The organism is Pseudomonas sp. AGC41 (genome assembly GCF_057334555.1).
In genome coordinates, this window is sequence record NZ_JBHFJB010000001.1 from 23,984 (window position 1) to 46,287 (window position 22,304).

The following is a 22,304-nucleotide window of genomic DNA, read 5'->3' on the forward strand; positions in this document are numbered from 1 at the left end:
GAGCAGGCTCGCTCCCACAGGGTTCCTGGTAGGGAGTGGGAGCCATGGCTGACTCGATCTCGCTGAAAAAACTGGTCACCCGCCTGTTGCTGGTGGTGGTGGCCATGTTTGCCTTCGGGTTTGCCCTGGTGCCGATCTACGACGTGATGTGCAAGGCGTTCGGCATCAACGGCAAGACCGGCGGGCAGTACACGGGTGAGCAAACCGTTGATGAGTCGCGGCAGGTCCGGGTGCAGTTCTTGTCGACCAACTCGGTGGACATGGTCTGGGATTTCTACCCCAAGGGCGATCAATTGGTGGTCAAGCCGGGGGCGGTCAACGAGATGGTGTTCATCGCCCATAACCCTACCGATCGACCGATGAGCGCCCAAGCGGTGCCGAGCATTTCGCCGAGCAACGCCGCTGCATATTTCCACAAGACCGAATGTTTCTGTTTTACCCAGCAAGTGCTGCAACCCGGCGAACGCATCGAAATGCCCATGCGCTTCATCGTCGACCGGGACATGCCCAAGGAAGTGAAGCACCTGACGCTGTCCTACACGCTGTTCGATATCACCGCTCGTCATCCACCGGTGGCTGTAAACACTGACCGATAGCGTGCCCGATAAGGAGAACAATAAATGGCAACTCATGAGCACTATTACGTTCCGGCCCAGAGCAAATGGCCGATCATCGCCACGGTCGGGATGTTCGTCACGGTGTATGGCCTGGCGACCTGGTTCAACGACCTGAAAGCGGCGCGTCCGGACTCCCATGGCCCGCTGATCTTTTTCGTCGGCGGCCTGCTGCTGGCCTACATGCTGTTCGGCTGGTTTGGCGCGGTCATCAAGGAAAGCCGCGCCGGGCTGTACAGTGCACAGCTCGATCGCTCGTTCCGCTGGGGCATGAGCTGGTTCATTTTTTCCGAGGTGATGTTCTTCGTCGCCTTCTTCGGCGCGCTGTTCTACGTGCGCGTGGTGTCGGCGCCCGGCCTGGCCGGCGAAGGTAGCAAGGGCCTGTCGGAAATGCTCTGGCCGAACTTCGAATACGTCTGGCCGTTGCTGAACAACCCCGATCCGAAACTGTTTCCGGCGCCCAAGGACGTCATCAGCCCGTGGGGCTTGCCGCTGCTCAACACCATCTTGCTGGTCAGTTCCAGCGTCACCGTCACCATCGCCCACCATGCCCTGAAGAAAGGGCATCGCGGCGCGCTGAAAATCTGGCTGGCGATCACCGTGCTGCTGGGTTGCGCCTTCCTGGGTTTCCAGGCCGAGGAATACATCCACGCCTACAAGGAACTGGGCCTGACCCTGGGTTCGGGGATCTACGGCGCGACGTTCTTCATGCTCACCGGCTTCCACGGCGCCCACGTCACCATCGGCACGATCATCCTGTTCGTGATGCTGATGCGCATCATGCGCGGGCATTTCGACAACGAGCATCAGTTCGGCTTCGAGGCCGCGAGCTGGTATTGGCACTTCGTCGACGTGGTGTGGATCGGCTTGTTCTTCTTCGTCTACATACTCTGAGGCAACCGCTACCAGGGCGGCTCTTTACCAAGGAGCCTGCGACACCAACTGGCCGCTGAAAAAGCCCCAGGCGATCAAGCCGACGGTGACGACGGCCAGGCTGACGCGAATCGCCAGGGCGATGACCAGGCGATTGGAATTGCTGTCGTCCTTGACCAGAAAAAACAAGCCGCTGAACAGGCTGGCAATCGTGGCGATCAGCATCAGGACGATGGCTGCTTTGAGCATTGGGAACACTCCGGGGGAACGCGATGCACGTGAGTATAGCTATCCCGTTCTACAGCTTTCGGGCGGCGCCGTGAAAGGCTTCCGGCCGGGCCTCGTGCCGTCATTGGTGGTGGCCGTGCTGGTGCCGGTGATGGTGTGCCTGGGGTTCTGGCAATTGAGCCGGGGCGAGCAGAAACGCCTGCTCATGGACACCCACGCCGAGCGCCGCGTGGCCAAGCCGATGGACAGCGTGGAGCTTTCGCAAACAGCGGATCCGGCCTTTCGTCTCGTCAGCCTGCACGGCCAGTTCGACGCCGAACACAGCCTGTTGCTGGATAACCGCCAGCACGACGGCAAGGTCGGCGTCGAACTGCTGCAACCGTTCCTCGACCATGCCAGCGGGCTGTGGTTGCTGGTCAATCGCGGCTGGCTGCCCTGGCCTGATCGCCGTACTCCGCCAGTCTTCAGCACGCCGGAGCAACCCATCGACCTGCAAGCCTGGGTCTACGTCGCGCCCGGCGCCACGTTCCAGCTGCACGCCGACCCGGCCAGCGCACCGTGGCCGCGGCTGGTCACCGCTATCGAACCGCAGAAGCTCTGGGCCGAACTGGGCCGCGGCGGCTTTGCTTACGAATTGAGACAACAAAGCGGCCCTGGCGCCTACCGGACCGATTGGCCGGTGGTGGCCATGGGTCCGGAAAAACACCTCGGTTATGCCGTGCAGTGGTTCGCCATGGCGGCGGCGCTGTTCGGCCTTTTCCTTTATCTCGGATGGCACAACGCAGGGAGACACCATGGGAAGCACCATGAATCCAACCAACACGTCTGACGTGCCCGACGCACGCCGCCGGCGCAAGGGGCGCTTGCAATTGCTGCTGATTGTGCTGGGCGTGGTCGGCCCAATGATCCTCGCCACCGGCATGTACAAGTTCCAGTTCTGGGTCCCGGACAGCCGCAGCTATCACGGCGAGTTGATCGGCAACGGCCAGTCCCGCGCGGACATCGGCGTGCAGGCCGACGAGCAGCGCTGGCAGATCCTGGTAACGGCGCCACAGGAGTGTTCGGTGGATTGCCGACAACTGGTGTACCTGGCCCGGCAGGTGCAGATCGGCCTGGGTCGCGAGGCCGGCCGCGCCAGCCACGCCCTGGCGATAGCGCAACCGCTGGAGGCGGAATACGACGCCCAGCTACAGCGCGAGTATCCGCAATTGCAACGTTACCCGCTGGACCTGCCGGCCTATCAGAAAGGCGCCCAGGGCTCTGGCGGCGCCCAGCTGTGGATCATCGACCCCCACAGCAATCTGGTGCTGCGCTACGACGCTCGGGTCAAGGGCAAGGACCTGCTCAATGACCTGCGCCATCTGCTGAAATTGTCCAACATCGGATAAGGGCATCGACATGGCCAAGCCTGGATTTCGCCTCGCGCTGTTTGCCACGTTGCTGGCATTGATTGTCGTACTGTTGGGCGCCTACACCCGCCTGACCCACGCCGGCCTCGGTTGCCCCGATTGGCCCGGTTGCTACGGTTTCATCAGCGTGCCCAAGGGCGAAGTCCAACTGGCCCATGCCGAGTTGCATTTTCCCGACACCCCGGTGGAAGCCCATAAAGGCTGGAACGAAATGGTCCATCGCTATTTCGCCGGTGCGTTGGCACTGATGATTGCCGCGCTGGCCGCCCGCGCCTGGACGAACCGCCGGCACCCTGGCCAACCTTTGAAATTGCCGCTGTTTCTGCTGGCCGTGGTGTCCGCCCAGGCGGCGTTCGGCATGTGGACCGTGACCTTGAAGCTCTGGCCGCAAGTGGTCACCGGGCATCTGCTCGGCGGGTTCGCGACGTTGAGCCTGCTGTTTTTGCTCACGCTGAGATTGTCCGGCGTGTTGCCGGCGCTGACCGTGCCCAAGCGCTTGCAACATTGGGCGACCGCCGGGCTGCTGCTGGTGATCGGCCAGATCGCCCTGGGCGGCTGGGTCAGTTCCAACTACGCCGCGGTGGCCTGTATCGACTTTCCTACCTGCCATGGCCAATGGATGCCGCCCGCCGATTTCGCCAATGGCTTCCACCTGACCCAGCACATCGGCCCGAACTACCTGGGCGGGCAACTCGACAGCGACGCTCGTACCGCCATCCATGTAACCCATCGCATCGGCGCGTTGCTGGTGACCGTGGTACTGCTGGGGCTGGCCTGGCAGCTCAAGACGGTGGGCATGACCCGACTGGCGGGCCTGGTCCTCACGGCACTCGCAGCGCAAATTACCCTCGGTATAAGCAACGTCGTGTTTCATCTGCCGCTGCCGGTGGCGGTGGCCCACAACGCTGGGGGCGCCGCGCTGTTGCTGAGCCTGGTGCTGGTCAACTATCACGCCCGGACCAGCCTGGTCCGGGTACGGCATCAGGTCCCGCTGCGCTGGCGCTTCAATCCGCCTGAACACGGCGTCGGCCCCATCACGATCAAAGGAGAGATGCCATGGCAACCTTGACCGGTACACGCCACAGCCAGGCGATCTGGCGCGACTACCTGGAGCTGACCAAGCCCAAGGTGGTGGTATTGATGCTGATCACCTCGCTGGTCGGCATGTTCCTCGCGACCCGCGCCGGCGTGCCTTGGACGGTGCTGATATTCGGCAACCTGGGGATTGCGCTGTGCGCCGGTGGCGCGGCGGCGGTCAACCATGTGGTGGATCGGCGCATCGACGCGGTGATGGCGCGCACCCATAAGCGGCCATTGGCCGAGGGCCGGGTCTCGCCGGCCGCCGCGCTGACGTTCGCCCTGGCACTGGCGGTGGCCGGCCAGGCGATGCTGCTGGTCTTCACCAACCCGCTGACCGCCTGGCTGACCCTGGCCTCGCTGCTCGGCTACGCGGTGATCTACACCGGCTTTCTCAAGCGCGCCACGCCACAGAACATCGTCATCGGCGGCCTCGCCGGCGCAGCGCCACCGTTGCTGGGCTGGGTCGCAGCCACCGGTCACGTCAGCGCCGAACCGTTGCTGCTGGTATTGATCATCTTCGCCTGGACCCCACCCCATTTCTGGGCCTTGGCGATCCATCGCAAGGAGGAGTACGCCAAGGCTGACATCCCGATGCTGCCGGTGACCCACGGCGAGCACTACACCAAGATCCATATCCTGCTGTACACCTTGGTGCTGCTGGCGGTCAGCCTGATGCCGTTCGTGATCCAGATGAGCGGGTTGCTGTACCTGGCGTGCGCGCTTGTACTGGGCGCCAGGTTCCTGCAATGGGCCGTGGTGCTGTACCGTGGCAGTCGGCCGCACGCGGCGATCAACACGTTCAAGTACTCTATCTGGTACTTGTTCCTGCTGTTCATCGCCCTGCTTGTAGATCACTACTTACTGTTGAGCCTATGACCCGAACCCAGAAAACCGTCTTCATCCTCGTGGCCGTGATCGCCCTGATCCTCGGCCTGACCATCAATAAAGTGCTGTCCGGCAAAGGCCAGGGCGACCCGACCGCACTGATTGACGCCGGCATCATCCTGCTGCCGCAAAGCCGCACCCTGCCGGACGTGAAAATGACCGACCAGGACGGCCAACCAGTGACAATGAACGAGCTGAAAGACAAATGGAGCCTGCTGTTCTTCGGCTACACCTTCTGCCCGGACATCTGCCCGACCACCCTCGCCCAACTGCGCCAGATCAAGAGCGAGCTGCCGCCCGAGGCCGTGGCCAAGTTGCAGATCGTACTGGTAAGCGTCGACCCGAACCGCGACACGCCCAAGCAGCTCAAGCAGTACCTGGGTTACTTCGACCCGCAGTTCATCGGCCTCACCGCCGCCTCGGTGCAAGACCTGCAAAAACTCGCCAATGCGGTGAGCATCCCGTTCATCCCGGCGGACACCAGCAAACCCAATTACACCGTCGACCACAGCGGCAACCTCGCCGTCATCGGCCCGGACGGCACCCAACGCGGATTTATCCGGGCGCCGATGAATAATCAGAAGTTGGTGGCGCAGTTGCCGGAGATGCTCAAGCGTAAATAAGGCCAAGGTGAGGGCTCCTGCTCGCCGATGACGCAACCCCCGTGGCGAGGGAGCTTGCTCCCGCTCGACTGCGCAGCAGTCGCAAAACCAGACGATGCGGTTTGCCTGAAATAATGCAGGGGCCTGCTGCGCAGGCCACCCCCACCCCCCCCCCCCCCCACAGGGGGTTAGGTTCCCCTCTTCAGTCTCGGTATTCCAAGCCTTCCTCAGATGAATACTCAGAAATCAACAGTCCCCGAAAACTTCACCAACCGCGGATCACCCTGCGAAAGGTAGCCGCCGTTTGCCGAAGCCCAGTAGTTCTTGTCGGTGATGTTTTCCACGTTGACGCGCAACGTCAGGTCTTTCTCCACGAATTTCATTTTGTAACGTGCGCCAGCGTCAAAACGGTTCCAGGTGGGCAAGCTCAGGTTGTTGGCCTGATCCGCGTACTGCCCGCCGGTGCGCAACATCCTTGCGCTGAGAGCGGCGCCTTCGATACCCGGAACATCCCAATCCACGCTGGCATTGAGCTGGAACGTCGGCACGCCAATGGCGTGATTGCCGTCGTTGCTAGCGCCCGCAGTTTTCTTGAGTTCGGACGTCATGCGGGTCCCGCCGGCCATCAACCGGAGACCTTCGACGGGCTCGCCGAAGACGCTGATCTCCAGCCCCTTGTTGACCTGCTCACCATCACGCACATAGAGGTTCTGCGCGTTGTCGACGTAACCATCGGAAGGTTTCTCGATGCGGAAAACCCCCAGGTTGGCGCCGAAAGTCTGCATGTCCAACTTGATGCCCGCTTCCAACTGTTTGGTGCGGCCAGGGGGAAAGGCTTGGCCCAGGTTGGTGATACCTGTACCGGACGCCACCGGCCCTTTTGCCAGGCCTTCGATTCGGTTGGCGTAGAGCGACACGCTTTCCACAGGCTTGTAGACGATGCCGTAGACAGGTGTGGTAACGGCCTCGTCGTAGGGAGCATTACTACGACTGCCATCGTTTGCTGAATTGGCGACACCGTTTAAAGTGGTGCCTTCGTACTTGTAGTTCTCGACACGCAACTGCTGCCGACGAACACCATAAGTGACCAGCAACTTGTCATCGAACAAGCCCAACGTGTCGGAAATCGCCAGGCTACGGTTGCGGGTTTTGCCGGTCACCCCGGGATCACCCATTTCACCGCCGGTGCTGGACACCGCCGTCGGTTTGGGAAGCTTCGGAGTGTCGTAGAGATTGCTGTTGCCGGTAACGGGACGATAAAACGTGTAGGCGTTTTCCTGCTCGGTCCAGATCGTTGAGCCGCCGATCGCCACCTGATGGGAAACAGGTCCCGTGTCAAAGCGCCCGTTCAACCCGCCACTGAACGATGTATTGTCTTCGTTGTGCGGAATTTCCGAGCCACGGATCGTCGCTACTCCGTTATTGCCGACCAGCGTTGGCGTGGCGTACACCCCGGTTTCTCGGGTGTGCTTCACACCGCCAGCCAGGTAGGCGGTCCAGTTTTCGTTCAGATCCCAATCGCCACGAACCATGCCGAAGGTGTCTTCGGTTTCGGAGTAAGTCCAGTCCTGTCCATAGTTGTGACTAGCGTGCGGAGCCGTGGGTATGCGGGTGGCGTTGCCGATGTTCACGGAATTGCGCAGTCCATTGATACGCTGTTTCTGATACCCGAAGTCGGTGGAAACGCGGAAGTCATCACCTCGATAATCCAAGCCCGCAACAAACAACTTGGTGCGCTGATCCTGGTCGTCAATCGCAGTTTCACCTTCTCGCTGGCTCAGGTTCAACCTGGCGCCAAAGCGATTATCCTCGCCGAATCGCTGCCCGATATCCAAATGCTCGCCAACGCGGCCATCGGTGCTGATGTCCTGGGTATAACGACGAGTCGGGACATCCTCCGCGCGTTTGGGCTGCAAGTTGACGCCGCCGCCAAGACCCGAGCCCGTCGGACTGACACCGTTGATAAACGCGTTGGGGCCTTTGAACACCTCGACACGCTCGATGGCATCCGTCGACAGAATCTGGCGCGGTAAAACGCCATACAGTCCGTTGTAGGAAATGTCGTCGCCGCTAAGCGGCAAGCCGCGAATCACGAACACTTGGGATTGGTTACCGAACCCATAGGACTGACGCACCGACGGATCATTGAGCAGCACATCACCCACGTCTTCAGCTTGTTGATCTTCAATCAGCTGCGAGGTGTAGCTCGTCATCACGAACGGGACATCCATGATGTCCTGATTGCCCAGCACCCCCATCCGACCTCCCCTCGCCACCTGACCGCCCGCGTAGGGCGCTGGTAGGGTGTTGGAATTGGCTTTGATCACATCGGCAGTAACGTCGGTCACTCCCAATTCAATAGGTTCTGCGGCCTGGGTGAGAAAGCTGACTGAGCAGCACGCGGCGAGCAGCGTGAGGCGATATGGAAATGGCATGGAGTGAGCACCTGCGGGAAAACTGGAATTCGATGTCGCTAATGCTAATGATTCGCAGATGGATTATCTACAAGCAACGGGCACGTTGCCATAAGGATAGGGAAAGCCGTTTGATCAGGCCCCCCGTGGCGAGGGAGCTTGCTCCCGCTCGACTGCGCAGCAGTCGCAAAACCGGACACTGCGGTTTGCCTGGAGAAATGCAGGGGCCTGCTGCGCAGGCCAGCGGGAGCAAGCTCCCTCGCCACGGGGGGGTGTCGAGCCGAATACCGAGCCCAACGCCGCCCAGTGCGCGATGCTGATCTGGATGAGTCGCGGCGTCATGTGGCGCAGGGTATTGCGCAGCTGATTGAGTTGATAACGTGGAACCGCTTTATGCCCCAACGAAAAAACCCGGCCTCCTGCGCCGGGTTTCTGGTTCTTCTCGCAGGCCAACGGGTGAGGGTCAATCGCCCCGCTTAACCTGATCAGCCCTTGGAGCTGCCTTGCGCAGCTTCAATGATCAGCTCCGCGACTTTCTCCGGATTGGACGTCATCACCACATGGGAAGCCCCTTGAACGGTGACAGTCTTTTTCGAACCTGCGCGTTCGGCCATGAACTTCAGGGCGGCCTCGGGGATGTTCTTGTCCGCCGAGCCGTAGATGAACCAGGACGGCAGTTTTTTCCAGGCCGGTTCGCCAGACGCTTCCTTCAATGCCGCCTCGCTGATGGGCCGTTGTGTGGCGGCCATCAGCGCGGACTCCGCCGCTGGAACGTCGGCGGCAAACTGTTGGCCGAATTTGTCCTGCTGGATGTAGAGATCCTTATTGCCGTCGTCCAGCTGCACCGGAGCCGCCAAGGTTGGCCCAAGGGTGCCGCCAGGGTAGCGACCGGACAGCTCGATGGCGGTTTCGCCTTTTTCCGGCGCGAAGGCCGCGACGTAGACAAGCGCCTTGACCTTGGGGTTGTCGTGCACGGCGTTAGTGATCACGGCGCCGCCGTAGGAGTGACCCACCAGGATCACCGGGCCGGCGGTTTGTTCGACGATATCGGCGACGTAATCAGCATCCTGCTTCACGCCGCGCAGCGGGTTGGCCGCGGCAACGACCGGATAACCCTGGGTCAGCAACTGGGCGGCAACGCCATTCCAACTGGACGATTCGGCGAAGGCGCCATGCACCAGCACGATGGTGGGCTTGGCGGCATCGGGTTGCGCGGCGGTTGCGCTATTAACGGAGGTCAGTGCCAGCGCAGCGGTGATGGTGACGGCCAACAGCGATTTGATAGTGAGCATGATCATTCCTTTTTTCATTGATTGGAGGGGTGACGCTGCAGCGATGGGTTTACTTGGCCAGGAAGTCCAACAGATCCTGGTTGAGGCGGTCCTTGTGGGTGTCGGTCAGGCCGTGCGGGGCGCCCGGATAGACGATCAACTCGGCGTTCTGCACCAGCTCGGCGGCGGCATGGGCGGAAGCGTCAATCGGAACGATCTGGTCGTCGTCGCCATGCACGATCAGTGTCGGCACGTCGAACCTGGCCAGGTCGGCGCGGAAGTCTGTCGCCGAGAACGCCGCGATGCAGTCATAGGTGTTTTTGTGGCCCGCTTGCATGCCCTGCGCCCAGAACGAATCGATCAGCCCCTGGGAGACGTTCGCCCCGTCGCGGTTGAAGCCGAAGAACGGGCCGGACGCGATGTCGCGGTACAGCTGCGAGCGGTTGTCCAGCGAGGCCTTGCGCAGGCCGTCGAACACCTCGATCGGCAGGCCGCCTGGGTAGTCTTCGGTCTGGAGCATCATCGGCGGAACGGCGCTGATCAGTGCGGCTTTCTTCACCCGGTCGGTGCCGTGGCGGCCGATGTAGCGGGTGATTTCGCCGCCACCGGTCGAGAAACCCACCAGGGTCACGTCGTTAAGGTCCAGGGTGTTGATCACAGTGGCCAGGTCATCGGCGTAGTGATCCATGTCGTTACCTTCCCACGGCTGGCTGGAACGGCCATGGCCGCGGCGGTCGTGGGCGATTACTCGATAGCCTTGGTCGGCCAGGAACAACATCTGCGATTCCCAGCTGTCCGAATTCAGCGGCCAGCCATGGCTGAAGGTGACAACTGGCCCATCTTTCGGACCCCAGTCCTTGTAATAGAGCTGTACGCCATCCTGGGTGGTGATATAGCTGCCGGCCTGGGCGTGGTTGGCTGCTTGAGCGCGTTGGGACTGGGTATTCATCGCAAGATCTCCTTAGGTCAGGGCTCGCCATTCGGGGGATCCGATGGCGAGTTGATGGGGAGAATTCTTGCAGCGGCATGTATACCGGAAATGTTCGACACCCGGCCGTTATGCGTTCTTTTGAGTCTGTAGATGCGCTGGATACAGTGGCTTACAAATGCATGCCACTGATCCAGCAGTAGCGGCCTACTGATCGACGCCGAAGTCGAGGGTCACGCAAAGACCGCCGCCGTCGCGGTTGCGCAGGCTCAGCGTGCCACCAATCGCGACGGTCAACTGTTGAGCGATGGCAAGGCCCAGGCCGGTGCCACCAGAGCTGCGGTTGCGGGAGCTTTCCACCCGATAGAACGGCTTGACCACCTCGGCCAGGATCTCCTCGGGAATGCCCGGCCCTCGATCAAGCACACTGATGGAAACGCCGGTGCTCCCATTGCCGCCGATTTCCACCTCGGCGGTGCCGGCGTACTTCAGCGCGTTATCCACCAGGTTCACCAGAATACGCCGCAGCGCATGGGGTCGTGTCTCGATGATCGCGCCGTTCTGGCCGCGCAGGCTGACCTCCCGGCCGGTGTCCTGGTAGTCGCACACCAGGCTGTCGAGAAACGAATCCAGGCTGATGCGGCAACTGGTCTCAGTCGCCCCATGAACACTGCGCGCATAAGCGACGCCCTCGCGCACCAGGTGCTCGATTTCGTTCAGGTCGTTGCCCAGTTTGTCTTTCTCCACCGAGTCGTCCATGAACTCCGCGCGCAGCTTCATGCGCGTGATGGGCGTCTGCAAGTCGTGGGAAATCGCCGCAAGCAATTGCATGCGCTCTTTCAGGTAGGCGGCAATGCGCGCCTGCATGCTGTTAAAGGCGCGGGCGGCGTTGGCCACTTCCCGTGGACCGGTTTCATCCAACGGCACGGGATGGGCATTCGGGTCGAGGTTCTCGACCGCTTCGGCCAGGCGGCTGAGCGGGCGTATGGCGATGCGCACGGCCAGCCAGGTGCAGCCGATCATCAACAGCAACTGACCGAACAGGACAAAGGGCAACCAGGGCGACAACGGCCGGACCGAGGGACGCACATCGATGGTCACCGGGCTGCCGTCCGCCAATCGCACCTGGGCTTGGAAATGCTGGCGTGGGCCCGGGATCTCGACAAAGGTCAGGTCATAGTTGCGGCCCAGCGAGACTTGCAGCGATTGCGCCGCCGTCGCCGCGAGATCGTTGGAAGTGAGCGGAATGCCGGGATCGTGCTCCCGCAGCAAATAGTCATAGTTGCGCCGCTGCAGACGCTTGGTCCATTCCAGGCGCTCGGCGGCAGGCAGACGGTCGAGGATGGCGATGGACGTCGCCGTATCGTGCTCGAAATTGCCCAGCATGGCCGTCTTGGTGCTTTCGTAGCGTTCGTAGTACTGGGCTGCGAACGTCAGGGCCTGGGCCAGTATCAAGCCGACAAGGAACACCAGCCACAGCCGCGAGGCCAGCGTGCGAGGCCATTGCAACGCGAGTTTCATGCCTGCTCCTCAAGCATTTCCACCGCAAAGGTAAAGACGTAGCCTTCGTTGCGCACCGTCTTCAAGTAGAGCGGTTCGCGGGCGTCATCCAGCAAGCGCTGGCGCACGCGGCTGACCAGCAGATCAATGGAGCGGTCGAAGATGTCCGCGTCACGGCCCTGCGTCAGGTTGAGCAACTGGTCGCGGCTCAGGACCCGCTGAGGATGATCGAGAAATACCCGCAGCAGCCGGTACTCGGCGCCGCTCAGCGAGACCAGCGTGTCGTCTTCATCGAGCAGATGGCGAGCAGTGGTGTCGAGACGCCAGCGGCCGAACTTGAGCATCCGACCGCTTTCGGTCACGACAAAGTTGGGCGGCAGCATGCGGGTGCGCCGCAGCACCGCGTTGATGCGCGCCAGCAGCTCCCGGGCCGCGAAGGGTTTCGCCAGATAGTCATCGGCGCCCATTTCCAGGCCAATGATGCGGTCGGTCTCGTCGCTGCGAGCCGTCAGCATCAGCACCGGCGTCGCCTTATGCTTGCCGGCGCGCAATTCGCGGCACAGCAGCAGCCCGTCATCCCCTGGCATCATGATGTCGAGCACGATCAGGTCGACCTGATTGGCTTCGAGAAAGGCCCGCATCTGGCGGCCATCGGCGACCACGGTGGTGCGCAGGCCATTCTTGATCAGGTAATTGCCGACCAGCTCCCTGATTTCCCGATCATCATCCACGATCAATACGTGATCGACATGTTCCATGCCCTGCTCTCCGAAATGCGCGCATCGATTGCGCAGTGTGACGATGCCGTGTTGCCGGTTGGCGACGCACCGTGCGTTCAGCTTATCCAGCCCTGAATCAAGCCAGAGCCAAGCAAAAACAGTGGCGATTGTATCGATCTGTATCGCAATTCACCTTAGATACGTACGCATCCAACCACGGCGTTTTGCGACACAGCCGAGATACCTCACGGGCTTTTAATGAGCGCCATCAAACTCATTGAAGGGAAACGACCATGAACCTGAAAACCATCGCTACCGCTTGCCTGATCACTGCCCTGAGCGCCAGCGCGTTACCCGCCTTGGCCCAGGACAAAGCGGCCGGCGAAAGCTATTCCTACGGCACGCACCTGGACATCGACAAAGTGATCTCGCTGACCGAAGACAGTGGCCAGACCTGCGGGTTGGTGAATGCGCAGATTACCTACCTTGATTCGATGGGTGAGCGGAAAGCGCTGACGTACCTCAAGCACGCGGCCAGCTGTAACAGTGAAGGGAGTTGAGGGGTGGTTCGGGGGGGGACGACCAGAAGCTGCTCGTTGCCAGAAGCCAAAACCGGCCCAAAAGCGATTATCTGGTGCCTATCAAGTCGGGTTAATCGATTCGCTCATACCGAAATGATGAAAAGCCCTTCGCTGTTCGTTGGGGCGCGAGCAGGTTTGTTCGGCTGCAAAGCCAGGATACTTGTGTCGTCCTCTACTTTTTGTAGAGCAACGCCCAATTGTTGGTGTTCGTACCAGTAACCATCGCTGCAAAGGACCAGACTGGCATCCGCGGGAAAGGGGATATTCTGGCATTCCGGAACGTAGAAGCGCTTTGCATTCAAAGAGCGGGTCAGCATATGGCGGTACTGCGAAGCCTCCGCGTATGAGGAAGGCCAAATAGGCTGCTGGCTCAGATCATGCGGACGGGTCAGCCAATCGATATGACCGCTGCTCTGGCGGATGCCGGCCCGGCAATCTCCCACGTGCAGGAGATACAGGTGCTGCAACCGCAGGTCGATAAGCGCGCAGCAGTAGCTGGCGACGGCATGCAGGTGCTGATGGCGCAGCTTATGCTGTTCGACGCGCATCACATTGAGCAGGCTGGCCGTACTCGGCGGCTCGTTGGCGACAAGTGCGTTTCTGACAATGATTTGGGCCCAGTGTCGCGCCAGGGCCTGACCCTCACCTCTCTCGGCTGCATCCACCAGCATTGCCAGCAGGAAGTGACCTTTTTGGCCGACAGCGGCGGCATCATTGTTGCTTTGTGTCCGCCATCCTTGGCGGCTGCTCCAGTCAATTTGCGTCAAGGACGGACTCCGGCCAGTGACTCCAGACGTTCGAACAACAAATTTTCTCGATCTGAATCGCCTCTAGATTGGGCGCTTACCGCATACTCGAAATTGTTATCGTCCAGCAGCTTGGCGACTTCGTGGCTTATGTAAGTGTTGACCTCAACCTTGGCGCTCTGAATTTCGCCCAACAACTCGGAGCGCCCGTCGACCAAGTGGAGAATGTCCTCAATGTCTCGGCTGGTTAGCGCATCGCCACGACCACGGCCTTTCCAAGCCTCCAGTTTGGTGGCTACAAAGTAGACGGGGCTGACCAGTTGATGGTGGTTTCCGCATCCAGCTCGTATGGCGTTGCAGTGGCCGTGGCGTCTTTGTACCAACGATTGCTGAATCCGAGGGTGTCGTCGTCCGGCATGAAATCGACGCGCAACTCGCCCAGCTTCATAGCGCAGATCGGTAGGTCATCCCCCTCGTCGTTCGGGCTGAGCCGAAAGCCTCGCAGGGAAAGCTGTTCTTGTAGGCGGACGAAGCCTATCGCCCCCATAACATGCACGATCAGATCGACATCTTCCGTACTTCGGACCTGCTCGCGGGTGAAGTCATCGGTCAACAGCAGACCGGTGGTACAACCACCAACAAAGGTCATCTGCTGGCACATATCGGGCCCAAGGGCCTTGGCAACCTCTTTAAGCATGTCTCGCAGGACATTGAATACGGTCATCGAAACTCCAAGCGCTCTTGCAGGTTTTTTGCTGCCAGATTGCTTTCGCGTGGCTGGCCGAGGCGTACTGCGTCGACCAAGGCGAGTAGCGCGTACATTTCCGGGTCCCTTCTCGCCGCGTCGGGCGCTGTCTTGAACAGCGGTTCAACCTTCATGCCCATGGTGTTGCCGCGTGCGTATGACCAAACCAGCGGGTGCTCTCCAGCGCTGAGAAGCTGATTGGCCAGCACAGGGGCGGCAAAGCTGGTCGAAATGCCACGAGTCAGTTCGCCGGGTCGAACAGGAAAAACATATTTCACACCGTAAACGATGAACTCCAGCAGCGCTTTAGTATTGACCCTGGGAACATTTAGCTTGCGGTCGTTCCTGGCCAGACCAATGTCCATACAGTGTTTGAGCGAGCGGTTTATCTGAGTCTTGCTGATGCCAGTCTGCATCTCCAGCGAGCGGGCCGTATAGCGTGAAAGGCTGATGATTCCGACATCCGGATCCAACTCTTCTTCCGTTGCTCCCAAAGGATCCTCTTCAAGGCTCTTCCAGTCTTTCCAGTCATGCGGCCAGGCAGCCATAGCCTTCCCGCGCAATTCGTGTCGTTGCAGACAAATTAATTTGAGGAGTACGCCTATGTCTTGACCTTTCATGTCTACCTCGAACCACCTGTCCCAGATCCCGGGACTCGGGACAATTAGTTCATGTATTCATTTTGGAAGCAAGACGGTTTCTGGAAAAAAGCACTTCATTGCCTATCCAAGTCAGAAGCTCTCCTGCGGCAAGGGCTGCACGCGCAGTTGCGGTGAGGATGAGATTGGCTGGCCCGTCTGACGCTAGCGGAGGGTGCGTTTGCAAACCAAGCGGCATTCGGTTTTTGCAAAGCGGGGCACATTGGGACAGAAAGCGACAGCCATTACTCCATAACGCCTTGAACCGCCCGGAAAGCGGCCCAAGGCAAGAAATAATCTTTACGCCAAGGAGTCACTCACTCCGATCAATTGAAAGACCTCCTCTTCCGGGGGCTCGGTGAAGATGATGTTCAAGTTACGGTAACCGGAGTGGTCCCCTGCCAGGCTCAACTCGAATCGAGCCCCAGAGGCGTCGGCTTCGTAGCTTTTCAAGTAAGTCAGGTTCTTGGCTTCATTGAAAATGACGTCCAACGTGCCGTTGTAACCATTTCCCAGCCGGGTAAAGCCCAAGGCGGACAAATCGATCGTGTCTTCACCCGTGGTGTAGTCCATCAGGCGATCAGTGTGATTTTCGGTGGCGGTACGGTAGCTGTCGCTCAGTAAGTCGAAGCGAAACACATCGTTGTTACCACCACCCGTCAATAGATCCCGGCCCTCTCCGCCAACCAATACATCATTGCCGAGCGCGCCATAAAGGCGATCATCGCCCCCGAGCCCTTCGATGATTTCGTCTCGAGCGTTGCCTTGCAAATGATCGGCCCCTTCGGTGCCCGTCAACCTGGCTTGCTGAAACAGGAGATTGGTTTCATTCAGCGCTTGGCCCAAGTTACCGTCGAAGACCACTTCGAAGCGTTCGCCATCGGCGTTGGCCTCAAAACTTTTGAGGTAGGTCCGCGTCCCGCTGTCATTGACGCGTATCGCCAGCGTTCCGTCATACCCATTGCCCAGCCCGAGGAACCCCAGGGAGGACAGGTCCAGCGTGTCGCTGCTGGGGTCGAAGTCGGTGATTCGGTCGCTGTGGGCCGTGGTTGCGGTTCGGTAACTGTCCGAGACTGACTGGTAAAGGAACGTATCGGTCCCGGTTCCGCCCGTCAGCAGGTCGCGACCTTGCTGGCCATCGAGCAGATCGTTACCGGCCCCGCCAAAGATCGCATCGTCGAACGAGGCGGTACCGAGCAAGAAGTCATCATCGCGGCCACCGTCGAGGTGGTAATAACCGTCGTCGGGATTGCCAAAGCTGTGGTCCAGGCGACCGTCGGGGTTCAACTGAACCAAGGCGGCCAGATAGCCGTCCGCACGGGTACCTTGGCTTCCTCCAATCAATAGCTTGCCGTCAGCCAGCACGATCATGTCGGTCACTGCGAAAGGAGTGCTTTCTGAGCCCCAACGTACCTGGCCCTGATCACCGAAACTTTTGTCGAGCGAGCCATCGGCGTTGAGTCGGATAACGGTCGCCACACCGCCCAGGGCGCCCGCCAACAGGATTTTTCCGTCATCCTGGATGACGAGCGCGTCTGCATGAACATCCAGGGCCAGGCTGCCGCCGTTGGCAAAGCTGCTGTCCAGCGTACCGTCCGGGTTCAGGCGGGTCAGGGTAGCTTGCCCCGTGACCAAGACCTTCCCGTCTGCCTGCAGCGAAACGTCGAGCGTGCGGCTGGGGTGAATGCCGACAGACGCTGGCAGGTGCAGGACCCCAGCCTCTCCAAAAGACGAGACCAAGGTCCCCGTCGCGTCGAAGCGAGCGATATGGATCTCCCCAGAGGGATACCCGGCGCTTGCGAAAAAGCTGCCGTCGCGTTGTACGGAGAACGACGCTTGCTGGCCTAGATCGTTATTCCAGTAGAAGGGCACTAAAGCGGTGCCGCCATTCCCGAAACTGGTATCGAGGCTGCCGTCAGCCAAGGTACGGCTTACACCCGAAACCCACGCGTCGCCCACTTTCACGTAGAGCGCCGCCAGGTAGCCCCCTCCCGGCTGCACCGCAGCATTACCACCGTCCTCGATATCGAGCGCCACCGGGAGCAGGGATTTACCGTCTCCACTGTAGTTGCGGTCCAGGCTACCGTCGGCATTGAACCGGACCAGGCTGGCGGTGAAACCTGAATCCTCTTCGCCTCCCAGCCCCAGGCGACTATAAGCGCCAAGCCAGATAGCACCGTCCGGATCGACCGTGATACCCGCGATCTTGTCCGAGCCCCATAAGGTCGTGGCGACCATGCCTGTGTTCCGCGCGGCTGAGCCGGCGGGCGAAATGCTCTGGCTCATGTCCATGCCTCCGATAGGTATCTGGGGGAAAAACTATAGACACGGCTTGGTCAGGTTGCCACTCAGCCAACCTCCTCAAACCGCCGCCGCTTCATGAACAATTCCATCCCTATCACCACGGCAAAAACCGACAGCAACCCCAGATCAAACCCGAGCACGCGGGTCTGACCGGCCAAAACACAGCCAACCGCACCCGCCGCCATCAACACCACGCCTAGCCACTTGCGTAGCAGATAGGGCTTGAGCAATCGATCGAGCAGAAAGAACACCACCAAGGCAATGACCAATTGAGTAATTTCGGACATGTACGTCTCCGGTCAGGTCTTGATGATCAATGTCGAGAGCGTGCGTTGCGGGCCGATGCCGCCGTTGACCTGCGCCTCGATGCTGACCAGTACGTCGCCCGCATGGTAAGTGGGTAGAATTTGATTGGTATACGTGCGCACACCCACCCCTACAGATGCCGCCACGTAAGGGGGGGCCACAGCCTTGGCGGCGGAAGCGAAGGTCGCGGCTGCAAGGGTGGCGATCGTGGTGCGCTGGGCGTTGAGGGCGTCGCCCTGTTGCCGGGTCAGCGGCTTGGAGATCCCGATCATCATCACGCAAGGCAGGCCCTTGGCTTGCATCTTGTCGTATACCTCGACGACCTTGCTGTTGACTTCATAGTGAGCGTGTTTTGCCTCGCCAAAATGCAGCTCGCGCAAGCGCCCACGTTCGCTGTCGGTGAGGGTGATCTGCGAGACGTTGAAGACGATCCCGTGATTGCCCATGTATTGAAAAGTCCCTTCGAACTTCATCACCCGTATCCTTTTGGGGTAAAGGTGGCAATTCTCTGCAACGGGGGGACTGGATTCAATCATTTCGTATTGCTGGATTGAGTAAAACAACCCACCTGCATCGCCAAAACACCCTTCTCCTACAGCCCCCGCCTACAACATCCATCAAGCCACGCATCCTTGCGCCTTTGCCTACAACTACGCCAGAATCCGCCGGCTTGTGCGCCTTGTTCCTGGGTTCTATTGTCGTCCTGCCACTGCCCATCAGTGGTCGGGTTTAGTAGCCCGGTTAAGGATACGGTCGCATGAGTCTCATCAGTCGGGCATTACCTGCACTCGATGGTGGCTGTGCGCATGGCGCCTTCGGGCGCGCCGGGTTTTCCGTTTTCCTACCGGTCTACTAACTTGCGCACAGTTGCCTCCCTTTCGTTTAGTAGCGAGACGGTAGCGGCTACTAACAAAGGAAACGTGAACATGTTCAAAGAAACTCCGAACCCGTCAGAGGCAGGTTCCACCTCTACCTCCGCAAAATCCAAAGCCAAGCCGCAAGACGAAACCACCGAACCGAAACCGGAAGAATCTCAAGACGACCTCAAACCGGGGCAGCTATACACCGTCGTGAAAGGCCTCGATAACGAATGCCTGCTCGCCAACCTCAGTGAGACGCTGGCTTCGGCTGATGCGATGGTGAGTGATCTGGCGTTTGATCTGGATGGGTCGAGGCGTCATGTGGCGCTGGGGATCCAGCAGTTGATTGAGTTGAGTTCGTTGCTGGCGAATCGGGTGTTGGATAATGTGGAGCCGCGGCGGTAGGCTTTATTTCCAACGGAAAAACCCGACGTTTTTCGTCGGGTTTTCTTCCCTCCGTGGAAACAGATGTTATTTCTGAAGACCCAAGAATCGCTTCCCCACGTACCCCCAAGGTTCTTTCTAGCGATTAGTTGCAAACGGCCTAAAAGCGCGGCCACCATCCCCACGCCTAGCCATTTGCGTAGCAGATACGGCTTGAGAAACTTACCGAGCAAAAAGGACAACACCAAAGCAATAACCAATTGAGTAATTTCGGTCATGGACGTTTCCAGTCAGGCCTTGATGATCATTGTCGTGAAGCTGCGGTGCGGGCCAATACAGCGATTGACCTGAACATCGATGCTGACCAGTACGTCGCCAGCATGGTAAGTAGGCAGGATTTCATTGGCATACATACGCGAGCCGAGCGCATTGGATTCAAATTAACTCTATACCGCCGCCACAAAGCGAGGCTCTTGAGACGTATCTGTAGGACAACCGGATCGAACGCCTTTGCGGAAACTATAAGTGACAAACAACCCGCCCAAACCGGAATTGCCATTATGTAAATCTCCATTTCTGAATAAAACTCAAGGCCTTGCGAATTCATCAAGGACTGAAGAATGGACTTCGATAAGCATCAATTCACCACTCATCACGGAATCACTTTCTGCGTAAGCCGTTTCACCGTCATGCCCGCAGACAGAGGCGGGCTCAGAACGCTGTATTTTCGCGAGGCGAAAGCGGCCAACTTTGAAGTCACCCGATTGCTGGTGGAGCTCTATGACAAGATGCTCGCCAGGGATCTGCCTTGTTTCATGAACGTCGGAATTTCCAATCCCCTGACTCGTACCCAGGGGGATTGGCTCAATGAGCAACGCACGGATCTTCTCACCATTACCACTGGGATTTTTACGGGAGTGGCTGGTCAAGTGCCAGGCATTGGTAAAGTTGTCGCACCAGCAGCAGGCTACTTAGGCCGAAGGTGGGCCAAGGACCTGTTACCGACCTATCACACTGGCGATGTCATCGTCAGCTTGGGTGCTCAAGTCAGCGGTGGTATCGGACCACAGCGCTCAACTTCGTCCATCATCATTCAATCCCGAGGAAACATAAGCTATGAGTCTCAGTAGTCAGTATGTACTGGCCGGTTTGGGGATCCTGCTGCTGCATGTTTGTGTGAGACGCTACGTGCTCAGGGTGCGACTGGGGATAGCCCTGGTTTGCTTGGGTTTTTTGGTGATATTTGTGTTGCCGTCATTCGTTGGCAGCATTGATGTCGGGCTCTTTGCGATTGCAGCAATAGCGGCGGGATCGGGGATGCTCTCCAGTCGAAGGCTGTACGAAAAGTGATGGTGGCCGCTCCTATCGATCCAGTTTTTTGAGGAACACCGTCATTTCTTTTTCAGCCTGCTTGTCACGATGAGCCCGGGCGGCTTCCAGGCCTTGTTCCCAAGCTTGCCGGGCTGCCGATACATCGCCTTGGCCTTGATGAGCCTTGCCCAATAGTTTCCAGGCTGCCGAATACTTGGGGTCGAATTCGACGCAGCGTTGGAGGTGTTCGGCGGCGCGGGGGAATTCGCCTAGGTCGAGGTAACCTTTGCCGAGGCCGAAGCGCAGCAGGGAGTTGTCCACGCCCTTGGCGAGCATTTTTTCGAGGGAGTCGAGCATGGGGCGTCCTTATCGGTGTGTCAGGGGTTGATCGGTTGGCTGTTGGATAGCTTTCGCGAGCAGGCTCGCTCCCACAGTGGATCTCGGTCGATCACAATTTTTGTAAACGACGGCGAGCCTTTGTGGGAGCGAGCCTGCTCGCGATGAGGCCAGTAGCCTCACCCAAACGCTGGATCAGAAAAAGCTCAACCCCACATGGAACAGCTTCTCGACATCACGAATGTGCTTCTTATCTACCAAGAACAGGATCACATGGTCGCCGGTCTGGATGGTGGTGACGTCGTGGGCGATCAGCACCTGTTCGTCGCGGATGATCGCGCCGATGGTGGTGCCCGGCGGCAGGCCGAGGTCGCGGATGGCTTTGCCGATCACTTTGCTCGACTTGGCATCGCCATGGGCGATCGCCTCGATGGCTTCGGCCGCGCCGCGGCGCAGGGAGTGGACGCTGACGATGTCGCCGCGGCGCACGTGGGCGAGCAAGGTGCCGATGGTTGCCAGTTGCGGGCTGATGGCGATGTCGATGTCGCCGCCCTGGATCAGGTCGACGTAGGCCGGGTTGTTGATGATGGTCATGACCTTCTTCGCACCCAGGCGTTTGGCCAGCAGCGAGGACATGATGTTGGCTTCGTCGTCGTTGGTCAGGGCCAGGAAGATGTCGGCATCGGCGATGTTTTCTTCCAGCAGCAGGTCGCGGTCCGAGGCACTGCCTTGCAGCACCACGGTGCTGTCGAGGGTGTCGGAGAGGTAGCGGCAGCGTGCCGGGTTCATCTCGATGATCTTGACCTGGTAGCGGCTTTCGATGGCTTCGGCCAGGCGTTCGCCGATCTGGCCGCCGCCGGCGATGACGATGCGCTTGTAGTTCTCGTCGAGGCGGCGCATTTCGCTCATGACCGCGCGAATGTTCGCCTTGGCGGCGATGAAGAAGACTTCGTCGTCGGCTTCGATCACCGTGTCGCCCTGGGGCAGGATCGGTCGGTCACGGCGGAAAATCGCCGCGACCCGGGTTTCGACATTGGGCATGTGTTCGCGCAACTGGCGCAGTTGCTGGCCCACCAGCGGGCCGCCGTAGTAGGCCTTGACCGCCACCAGTTGGGCCTTGCCCTCGGCGAAGTCGATCACCTGCAACGCGCCGGGATGCTCGATCAGGCGCTTGATGTAGTTGGTCACCACCTGCTCGGGGCTGATCAGCACATCCACCGGAATCGCTTCGTTGTCGAACAGGTCGGCGCGGGTCAGGTAGGCCGCTTCCCGCACCCGGGCGATTTTGGTCGGGGTGTGGAACAGCGTGTGGGCGACCTGGCAGGCGACCATGTTGGTTTCGTCGCTGTTGGTCACGGCCACCAGCATGTCGGCGTCGTCGGCACCGGCCTGGCGCAGCACCGTCGGCAAGGAGCCACGCCCTTGCACGGTGCGGATGTCGAGACGGTCGCCGAGGTCGCGCAGGCGCTCGCCGTCGGTGTCGACCACGGTGATGTCGTTGGCCTCGCTGGCCAGATGTTCCGCCAGCGAACCGCCGACTTGCCCTGCACCGAGGATGATGATTTTCATC

Annotated in this window: 25 protein-coding genes; 10 read left to right on the forward strand and 15 right to left on the reverse strand. The window is 59.8% G+C overall.

The features are described 5' to 3' along the window. Positions 1 to 44 precede the first annotated feature (44 nt). Positions 45 to 596, forward strand: a complete 552-nt coding sequence (locus ACE04F_RS00120; RefSeq protein WP_434673134.1) for a cytochrome c oxidase assembly protein — start codon at positions 45 to 47, stop codon at positions 594 to 596. Positions 597 to 620: 24 nt separating this feature from the next. Next, positions 621 to 1,508, forward strand: a complete 888-nt coding sequence (locus tag ACE04F_RS00125; RefSeq protein ID WP_305497825.1) for a cytochrome c oxidase subunit 3 — start codon at positions 621 to 623, stop codon at positions 1,506 to 1,508. A gap of 24 nt (positions 1,509 to 1,532) precedes the next feature. On the opposite strand, the gene ACE04F_RS00130 is transcribed toward ACE04F_RS00125, so the two are convergent. Beyond that, complete coding sequence (locus ACE04F_RS00130) at positions 1,533 to 1,736, reverse strand: twin transmembrane helix small protein (RefSeq protein WP_486103903.1); 204 nt, start codon at positions 1,734 to 1,736, stop codon at positions 1,533 to 1,535. Between the two features lie 70 nt (positions 1,737 to 1,806). On the opposite strand from ACE04F_RS00130, the gene ACE04F_RS00135 reads away from it, so the two are divergent. Genes ACE04F_RS00135 through ACE04F_RS00155 form a run of 5 tightly spaced genes read left to right on the forward strand, consistent with a single transcriptional unit; the run spans position 1,807 to position 5,712 of the window. Continuing rightward, the gene (locus ACE04F_RS00135) at positions 1,807 to 2,544 is read left to right on the forward strand and encodes an SURF1 family protein (RefSeq protein WP_486103905.1); all 738 of its coding nucleotides are present in this window, start codon (positions 1,807 to 1,809) and stop codon (positions 2,542 to 2,544) included. Continuing rightward, on the forward strand, positions 2,510 to 3,103 hold the full coding sequence (locus tag ACE04F_RS00140) for a hypothetical protein (RefSeq protein ID WP_486103907.1): 594 nt from the start codon (positions 2,510 to 2,512) through the stop codon (positions 3,101 to 3,103). Before ACE04F_RS00135 ends, ACE04F_RS00140 begins: the two co-directional genes overlap by 35 nt. Before the next feature lie 10 nt (positions 3,104 to 3,113). Beyond that, positions 3,114 to 4,193, forward strand: coding sequence for a COX15/CtaA family protein (locus tag ACE04F_RS00145; RefSeq protein WP_486103909.1), 1,080 nt, complete (start codon positions 3,114 to 3,116; stop codon positions 4,191 to 4,193). Next, positions 4,181 to 5,080 (forward strand): heme o synthase, encoded by a 900-nt coding sequence (cyoE, locus tag ACE04F_RS00150; protein ID WP_486103911.1) that lies wholly within the window; start codon positions 4,181 to 4,183, stop codon positions 5,078 to 5,080. Before ACE04F_RS00145 ends, cyoE begins: the two co-directional genes overlap by 13 nt. Beyond that, a complete protein-coding gene (locus ACE04F_RS00155; protein WP_486103913.1) occupies positions 5,077 to 5,712 on the forward strand; it encodes an SCO family protein in 636 nt (211 codons plus the stop codon). Before cyoE ends, ACE04F_RS00155 begins: the two co-directional genes overlap by 4 nt. Before the next feature lie 218 nt (positions 5,713 to 5,930). Here the strand turns inward: ACE04F_RS00155 and ACE04F_RS00160 are convergent, their stop codons facing one another. The 5 genes from ACE04F_RS00160 to ACE04F_RS00180 all read right to left on the reverse strand — a co-directional run bounded on the left by ACE04F_RS00160 (position 5,931) and on the right by ACE04F_RS00180 (position 12,562). Continuing rightward, positions 5,931 to 8,126: a TonB-dependent receptor gene (locus tag ACE04F_RS00160; protein ID WP_486103915.1), complete on the reverse strand. Its 2,196-nt coding sequence runs from the start codon at positions 8,124 to 8,126 to the stop codon at positions 5,931 to 5,933. Between the two features lie 464 nt (positions 8,127 to 8,590). Then, positions 8,591 to 9,403, reverse strand: a complete 813-nt coding sequence (locus ACE04F_RS00165) for an alpha/beta fold hydrolase (RefSeq protein ID WP_486103917.1) — start codon at positions 9,401 to 9,403, stop codon at positions 8,591 to 8,593. A 43-nt stretch (positions 9,404 to 9,446) separates the two neighbouring features. Continuing rightward, positions 9,447 to 10,325, reverse strand: a complete 879-nt coding sequence (locus tag ACE04F_RS00170) for an alpha/beta fold hydrolase (RefSeq protein WP_486103919.1) — start codon at positions 10,323 to 10,325, stop codon at positions 9,447 to 9,449. Positions 10,326 to 10,511: 186 nt separating this feature from the next. Continuing rightward, positions 10,512 to 11,825 carry an ATP-binding protein gene (locus ACE04F_RS00175; protein WP_486103921.1) on the reverse strand — a complete coding sequence of 438 codons (1,314 nt, stop codon included), beginning with the start codon at positions 11,823 to 11,825 and terminating at the stop codon, positions 10,512 to 10,514. After that, positions 11,822 to 12,562, reverse strand: a complete 741-nt coding sequence (locus ACE04F_RS00180; protein ID WP_186730846.1) for a response regulator — start codon at positions 12,560 to 12,562, stop codon at positions 11,822 to 11,824. The genes ACE04F_RS00175 and ACE04F_RS00180 overlap by 4 nt, the downstream gene beginning before the upstream one ends. A 254-nt stretch (positions 12,563 to 12,816) precedes the next feature. Here ACE04F_RS00180 and ACE04F_RS00185 point away from each other — a divergent pair, with 254 nt between their 5' ends. Then, complete coding sequence (locus ACE04F_RS00185; protein ID WP_486103923.1) at positions 12,817 to 13,083, forward strand: DUF2790 domain-containing protein; 267 nt, start codon at positions 12,817 to 12,819, stop codon at positions 13,081 to 13,083. A 104-nt stretch (positions 13,084 to 13,187) separates the two neighbouring features. On the opposite strand, the gene ACE04F_RS00190 is transcribed toward ACE04F_RS00185, so the two are convergent. The 6 genes from ACE04F_RS00190 to ACE04F_RS00215 all read right to left on the reverse strand — a co-directional run bounded on the left by ACE04F_RS00190 (position 13,188) and on the right by ACE04F_RS00215 (position 18,316). Further along, a complete protein-coding gene (locus tag ACE04F_RS00190) occupies positions 13,188 to 13,871 on the reverse strand; it encodes a hypothetical protein (protein ID WP_486103925.1) in 684 nt (227 codons plus the stop codon). 274 nt (positions 13,872 to 14,145) lie between these two features. Further along, on the reverse strand, positions 14,146 to 14,574 hold the full coding sequence (locus ACE04F_RS00195) for a hypothetical protein (RefSeq protein ID WP_486103927.1): 429 nt from the start codon (positions 14,572 to 14,574) through the stop codon (positions 14,146 to 14,148). Further along, the gene (locus ACE04F_RS00200; RefSeq protein WP_434607325.1) at positions 14,571 to 15,215 is read right to left on the reverse strand and encodes a hypothetical protein; all 645 of its coding nucleotides are present in this window, start codon (positions 15,213 to 15,215) and stop codon (positions 14,571 to 14,573) included. Before ACE04F_RS00200 ends, ACE04F_RS00195 begins: the two co-directional genes overlap by 4 nt. 318 nt (positions 15,216 to 15,533) lie before the next feature. Continuing rightward, positions 15,534 to 17,519, reverse strand: a complete 1,986-nt coding sequence (locus tag ACE04F_RS00205) for a M10 family metallopeptidase C-terminal domain-containing protein (protein ID WP_486103930.1) — start codon at positions 17,517 to 17,519, stop codon at positions 15,534 to 15,536. A 62-nt stretch (positions 17,520 to 17,581) separates the two neighbouring features. Beyond that, the gene (locus tag ACE04F_RS00210) at positions 17,582 to 17,824 is read right to left on the reverse strand and encodes a hypothetical protein (protein WP_486103932.1); all 243 of its coding nucleotides are present in this window, start codon (positions 17,822 to 17,824) and stop codon (positions 17,582 to 17,584) included. 12 nt (positions 17,825 to 17,836) lie between these two features. Continuing rightward, on the reverse strand, positions 17,837 to 18,316 hold the full coding sequence (locus ACE04F_RS00215; RefSeq protein WP_486103934.1) for a hypothetical protein: 480 nt from the start codon (positions 18,314 to 18,316) through the stop codon (positions 17,837 to 17,839). A 453-nt stretch (positions 18,317 to 18,769) separates the two neighbouring features. Between ACE04F_RS00215 and ACE04F_RS00220 the strand changes: the two genes are divergently transcribed. Next, entirely contained in the window at positions 18,770 to 19,108 is a 339-nt protein-coding gene (locus tag ACE04F_RS00220; protein ID WP_486103936.1) for a DUF6124 family protein, read from the forward strand. 269 nt (positions 19,109 to 19,377) lie between these two features. On the opposite strand, the gene ACE04F_RS00225 is transcribed toward ACE04F_RS00220, so the two are convergent. Beyond that, positions 19,378 to 19,500: a hypothetical protein gene (locus ACE04F_RS00225; RefSeq protein WP_486103954.1), complete on the reverse strand. Its 123-nt coding sequence runs from the start codon at positions 19,498 to 19,500 to the stop codon at positions 19,378 to 19,380. 207 nt (positions 19,501 to 19,707) lie between these two features. On the opposite strand from ACE04F_RS00225, the gene ACE04F_RS00230 reads away from it, so the two are divergent. Further along, positions 19,708 to 20,217 carry a hypothetical protein gene (locus ACE04F_RS00230; protein WP_486103938.1) on the forward strand — a complete coding sequence of 170 codons (510 nt, stop codon included), beginning with the start codon at positions 19,708 to 19,710 and terminating at the stop codon, positions 20,215 to 20,217. Between the two features lie 232 nt (positions 20,218 to 20,449). On the opposite strand, the gene ACE04F_RS00235 is transcribed toward ACE04F_RS00230, so the two are convergent. Together ACE04F_RS00235 and trkA are read right to left on the reverse strand one after the other, a co-directional pair. After that, positions 20,450 to 20,755: a tetratricopeptide repeat protein gene (locus ACE04F_RS00235; protein WP_486103940.1), complete on the reverse strand. Its 306-nt coding sequence runs from the start codon at positions 20,753 to 20,755 to the stop codon at positions 20,450 to 20,452. A 174-nt stretch (positions 20,756 to 20,929) separates the two neighbouring features. After that, positions 20,930 to 22,303 carry a Trk system potassium transporter TrkA gene (gene trkA, locus ACE04F_RS00240; protein ID WP_486103942.1) on the reverse strand — a complete coding sequence of 458 codons (1,374 nt, stop codon included), beginning with the start codon at positions 22,301 to 22,303 and terminating at the stop codon, positions 20,930 to 20,932. Position 22,304: the final 1 nt, after the last annotated feature.

What these genes read in the sequence shown, in the direction of transcription:
- ACE04F_RS00120 (WP_434673134.1), top strand. Translation starts at nt 45, where the DNA reads ATGGCTGACTCGATCTCGCTGAAAAAACTGGTCACCCGCCTGTTGCTG.
- ACE04F_RS00125 (WP_305497825.1), top strand. Translation starts at nt 621, where the DNA reads ATGGCAACTCATGAGCACTATTACGTTCCGGCCCAGAGCAAATGGCCG.
- ACE04F_RS00130 (WP_486103903.1), bottom strand. Translation starts at nt 1,736, where the DNA reads ATGCTCAAAGCAGCCATCGTCCTGATGCTGATCGCCACGATTGCCAGC.
- ACE04F_RS00140 (WP_486103907.1), top strand. Translation starts at nt 2,510, where the DNA reads ATGGGAAGCACCATGAATCCAACCAACACGTCTGACGTGCCCGACGCA.
- ACE04F_RS00145 (WP_486103909.1), top strand. Translation starts at nt 3,114, where the DNA reads ATGGCCAAGCCTGGATTTCGCCTCGCGCTGTTTGCCACGTTGCTGGCA.
- cyoE (WP_486103911.1), top strand. Translation starts at nt 4,181, where the DNA reads ATGGCAACCTTGACCGGTACACGCCACAGCCAGGCGATCTGGCGCGAC.
- ACE04F_RS00155 (WP_486103913.1), top strand. Translation starts at nt 5,077, where the DNA reads ATGACCCGAACCCAGAAAACCGTCTTCATCCTCGTGGCCGTGATCGCC.
- ACE04F_RS00160 (WP_486103915.1), bottom strand. Translation starts at nt 8,126, where the DNA reads ATGCCATTTCCATATCGCCTCACGCTGCTCGCCGCGTGCTGCTCAGTC.
- ACE04F_RS00165 (WP_486103917.1), bottom strand. Translation starts at nt 9,403, where the DNA reads ATGATCATGCTCACTATCAAATCGCTGTTGGCCGTCACCATCACCGCT.
- ACE04F_RS00170 (WP_486103919.1), bottom strand. Translation starts at nt 10,325, where the DNA reads ATGAATACCCAGTCCCAACGCGCTCAAGCAGCCAACCACGCCCAGGCC.
- ACE04F_RS00175 (WP_486103921.1), bottom strand. Translation starts at nt 11,825, where the DNA reads ATGAAACTCGCGTTGCAATGGCCTCGCACGCTGGCCTCGCGGCTGTGG.
- ACE04F_RS00180 (WP_186730846.1), bottom strand. Translation starts at nt 12,562, where the DNA reads ATGGAACATGTCGATCACGTATTGATCGTGGATGATGATCGGGAAATC.
- ACE04F_RS00185 (WP_486103923.1), top strand. Translation starts at nt 12,817, where the DNA reads ATGAACCTGAAAACCATCGCTACCGCTTGCCTGATCACTGCCCTGAGC.
- ACE04F_RS00195 (WP_486103927.1), bottom strand. Translation starts at nt 14,574, where the DNA reads ATGACCGTATTCAATGTCCTGCGAGACATGCTTAAAGAGGTTGCCAAG.
- ACE04F_RS00200 (WP_434607325.1), bottom strand. Translation starts at nt 15,215, where the DNA reads ATGAAAGGTCAAGACATAGGCGTACTCCTCAAATTAATTTGTCTGCAA.
- ACE04F_RS00205 (WP_486103930.1), bottom strand. Translation starts at nt 17,519, where the DNA reads ATGAGCCAGAGCATTTCGCCCGCCGGCTCAGCCGCGCGGAACACAGGC.
- ACE04F_RS00210 (WP_486103932.1), bottom strand. Translation starts at nt 17,824, where the DNA reads ATGTCCGAAATTACTCAATTGGTCATTGCCTTGGTGGTGTTCTTTCTG.
- ACE04F_RS00215 (WP_486103934.1), bottom strand. Translation starts at nt 18,316, where the DNA reads ATGAAGTTCGAAGGGACTTTTCAATACATGGGCAATCACGGGATCGTC.
- ACE04F_RS00220 (WP_486103936.1), top strand. Translation starts at nt 18,770, where the DNA reads ATGTTCAAAGAAACTCCGAACCCGTCAGAGGCAGGTTCCACCTCTACC.
- ACE04F_RS00225 (WP_486103954.1), bottom strand. Translation starts at nt 19,500, where the DNA reads ATGTATGCCAATGAAATCCTGCCTACTTACCATGCTGGCGACGTACTG.
- ACE04F_RS00230 (WP_486103938.1), top strand. Translation starts at nt 19,708, where the DNA reads ATGGACTTCGATAAGCATCAATTCACCACTCATCACGGAATCACTTTC.
- ACE04F_RS00235 (WP_486103940.1), bottom strand. Translation starts at nt 20,755, where the DNA reads ATGCTCGACTCCCTCGAAAAAATGCTCGCCAAGGGCGTGGACAACTCC.
- trkA (WP_486103942.1), bottom strand. Translation starts at nt 22,303, where the DNA reads ATGAAAATCATCATCCTCGGTGCAGGGCAAGTCGGCGGTTCGCTGGCG.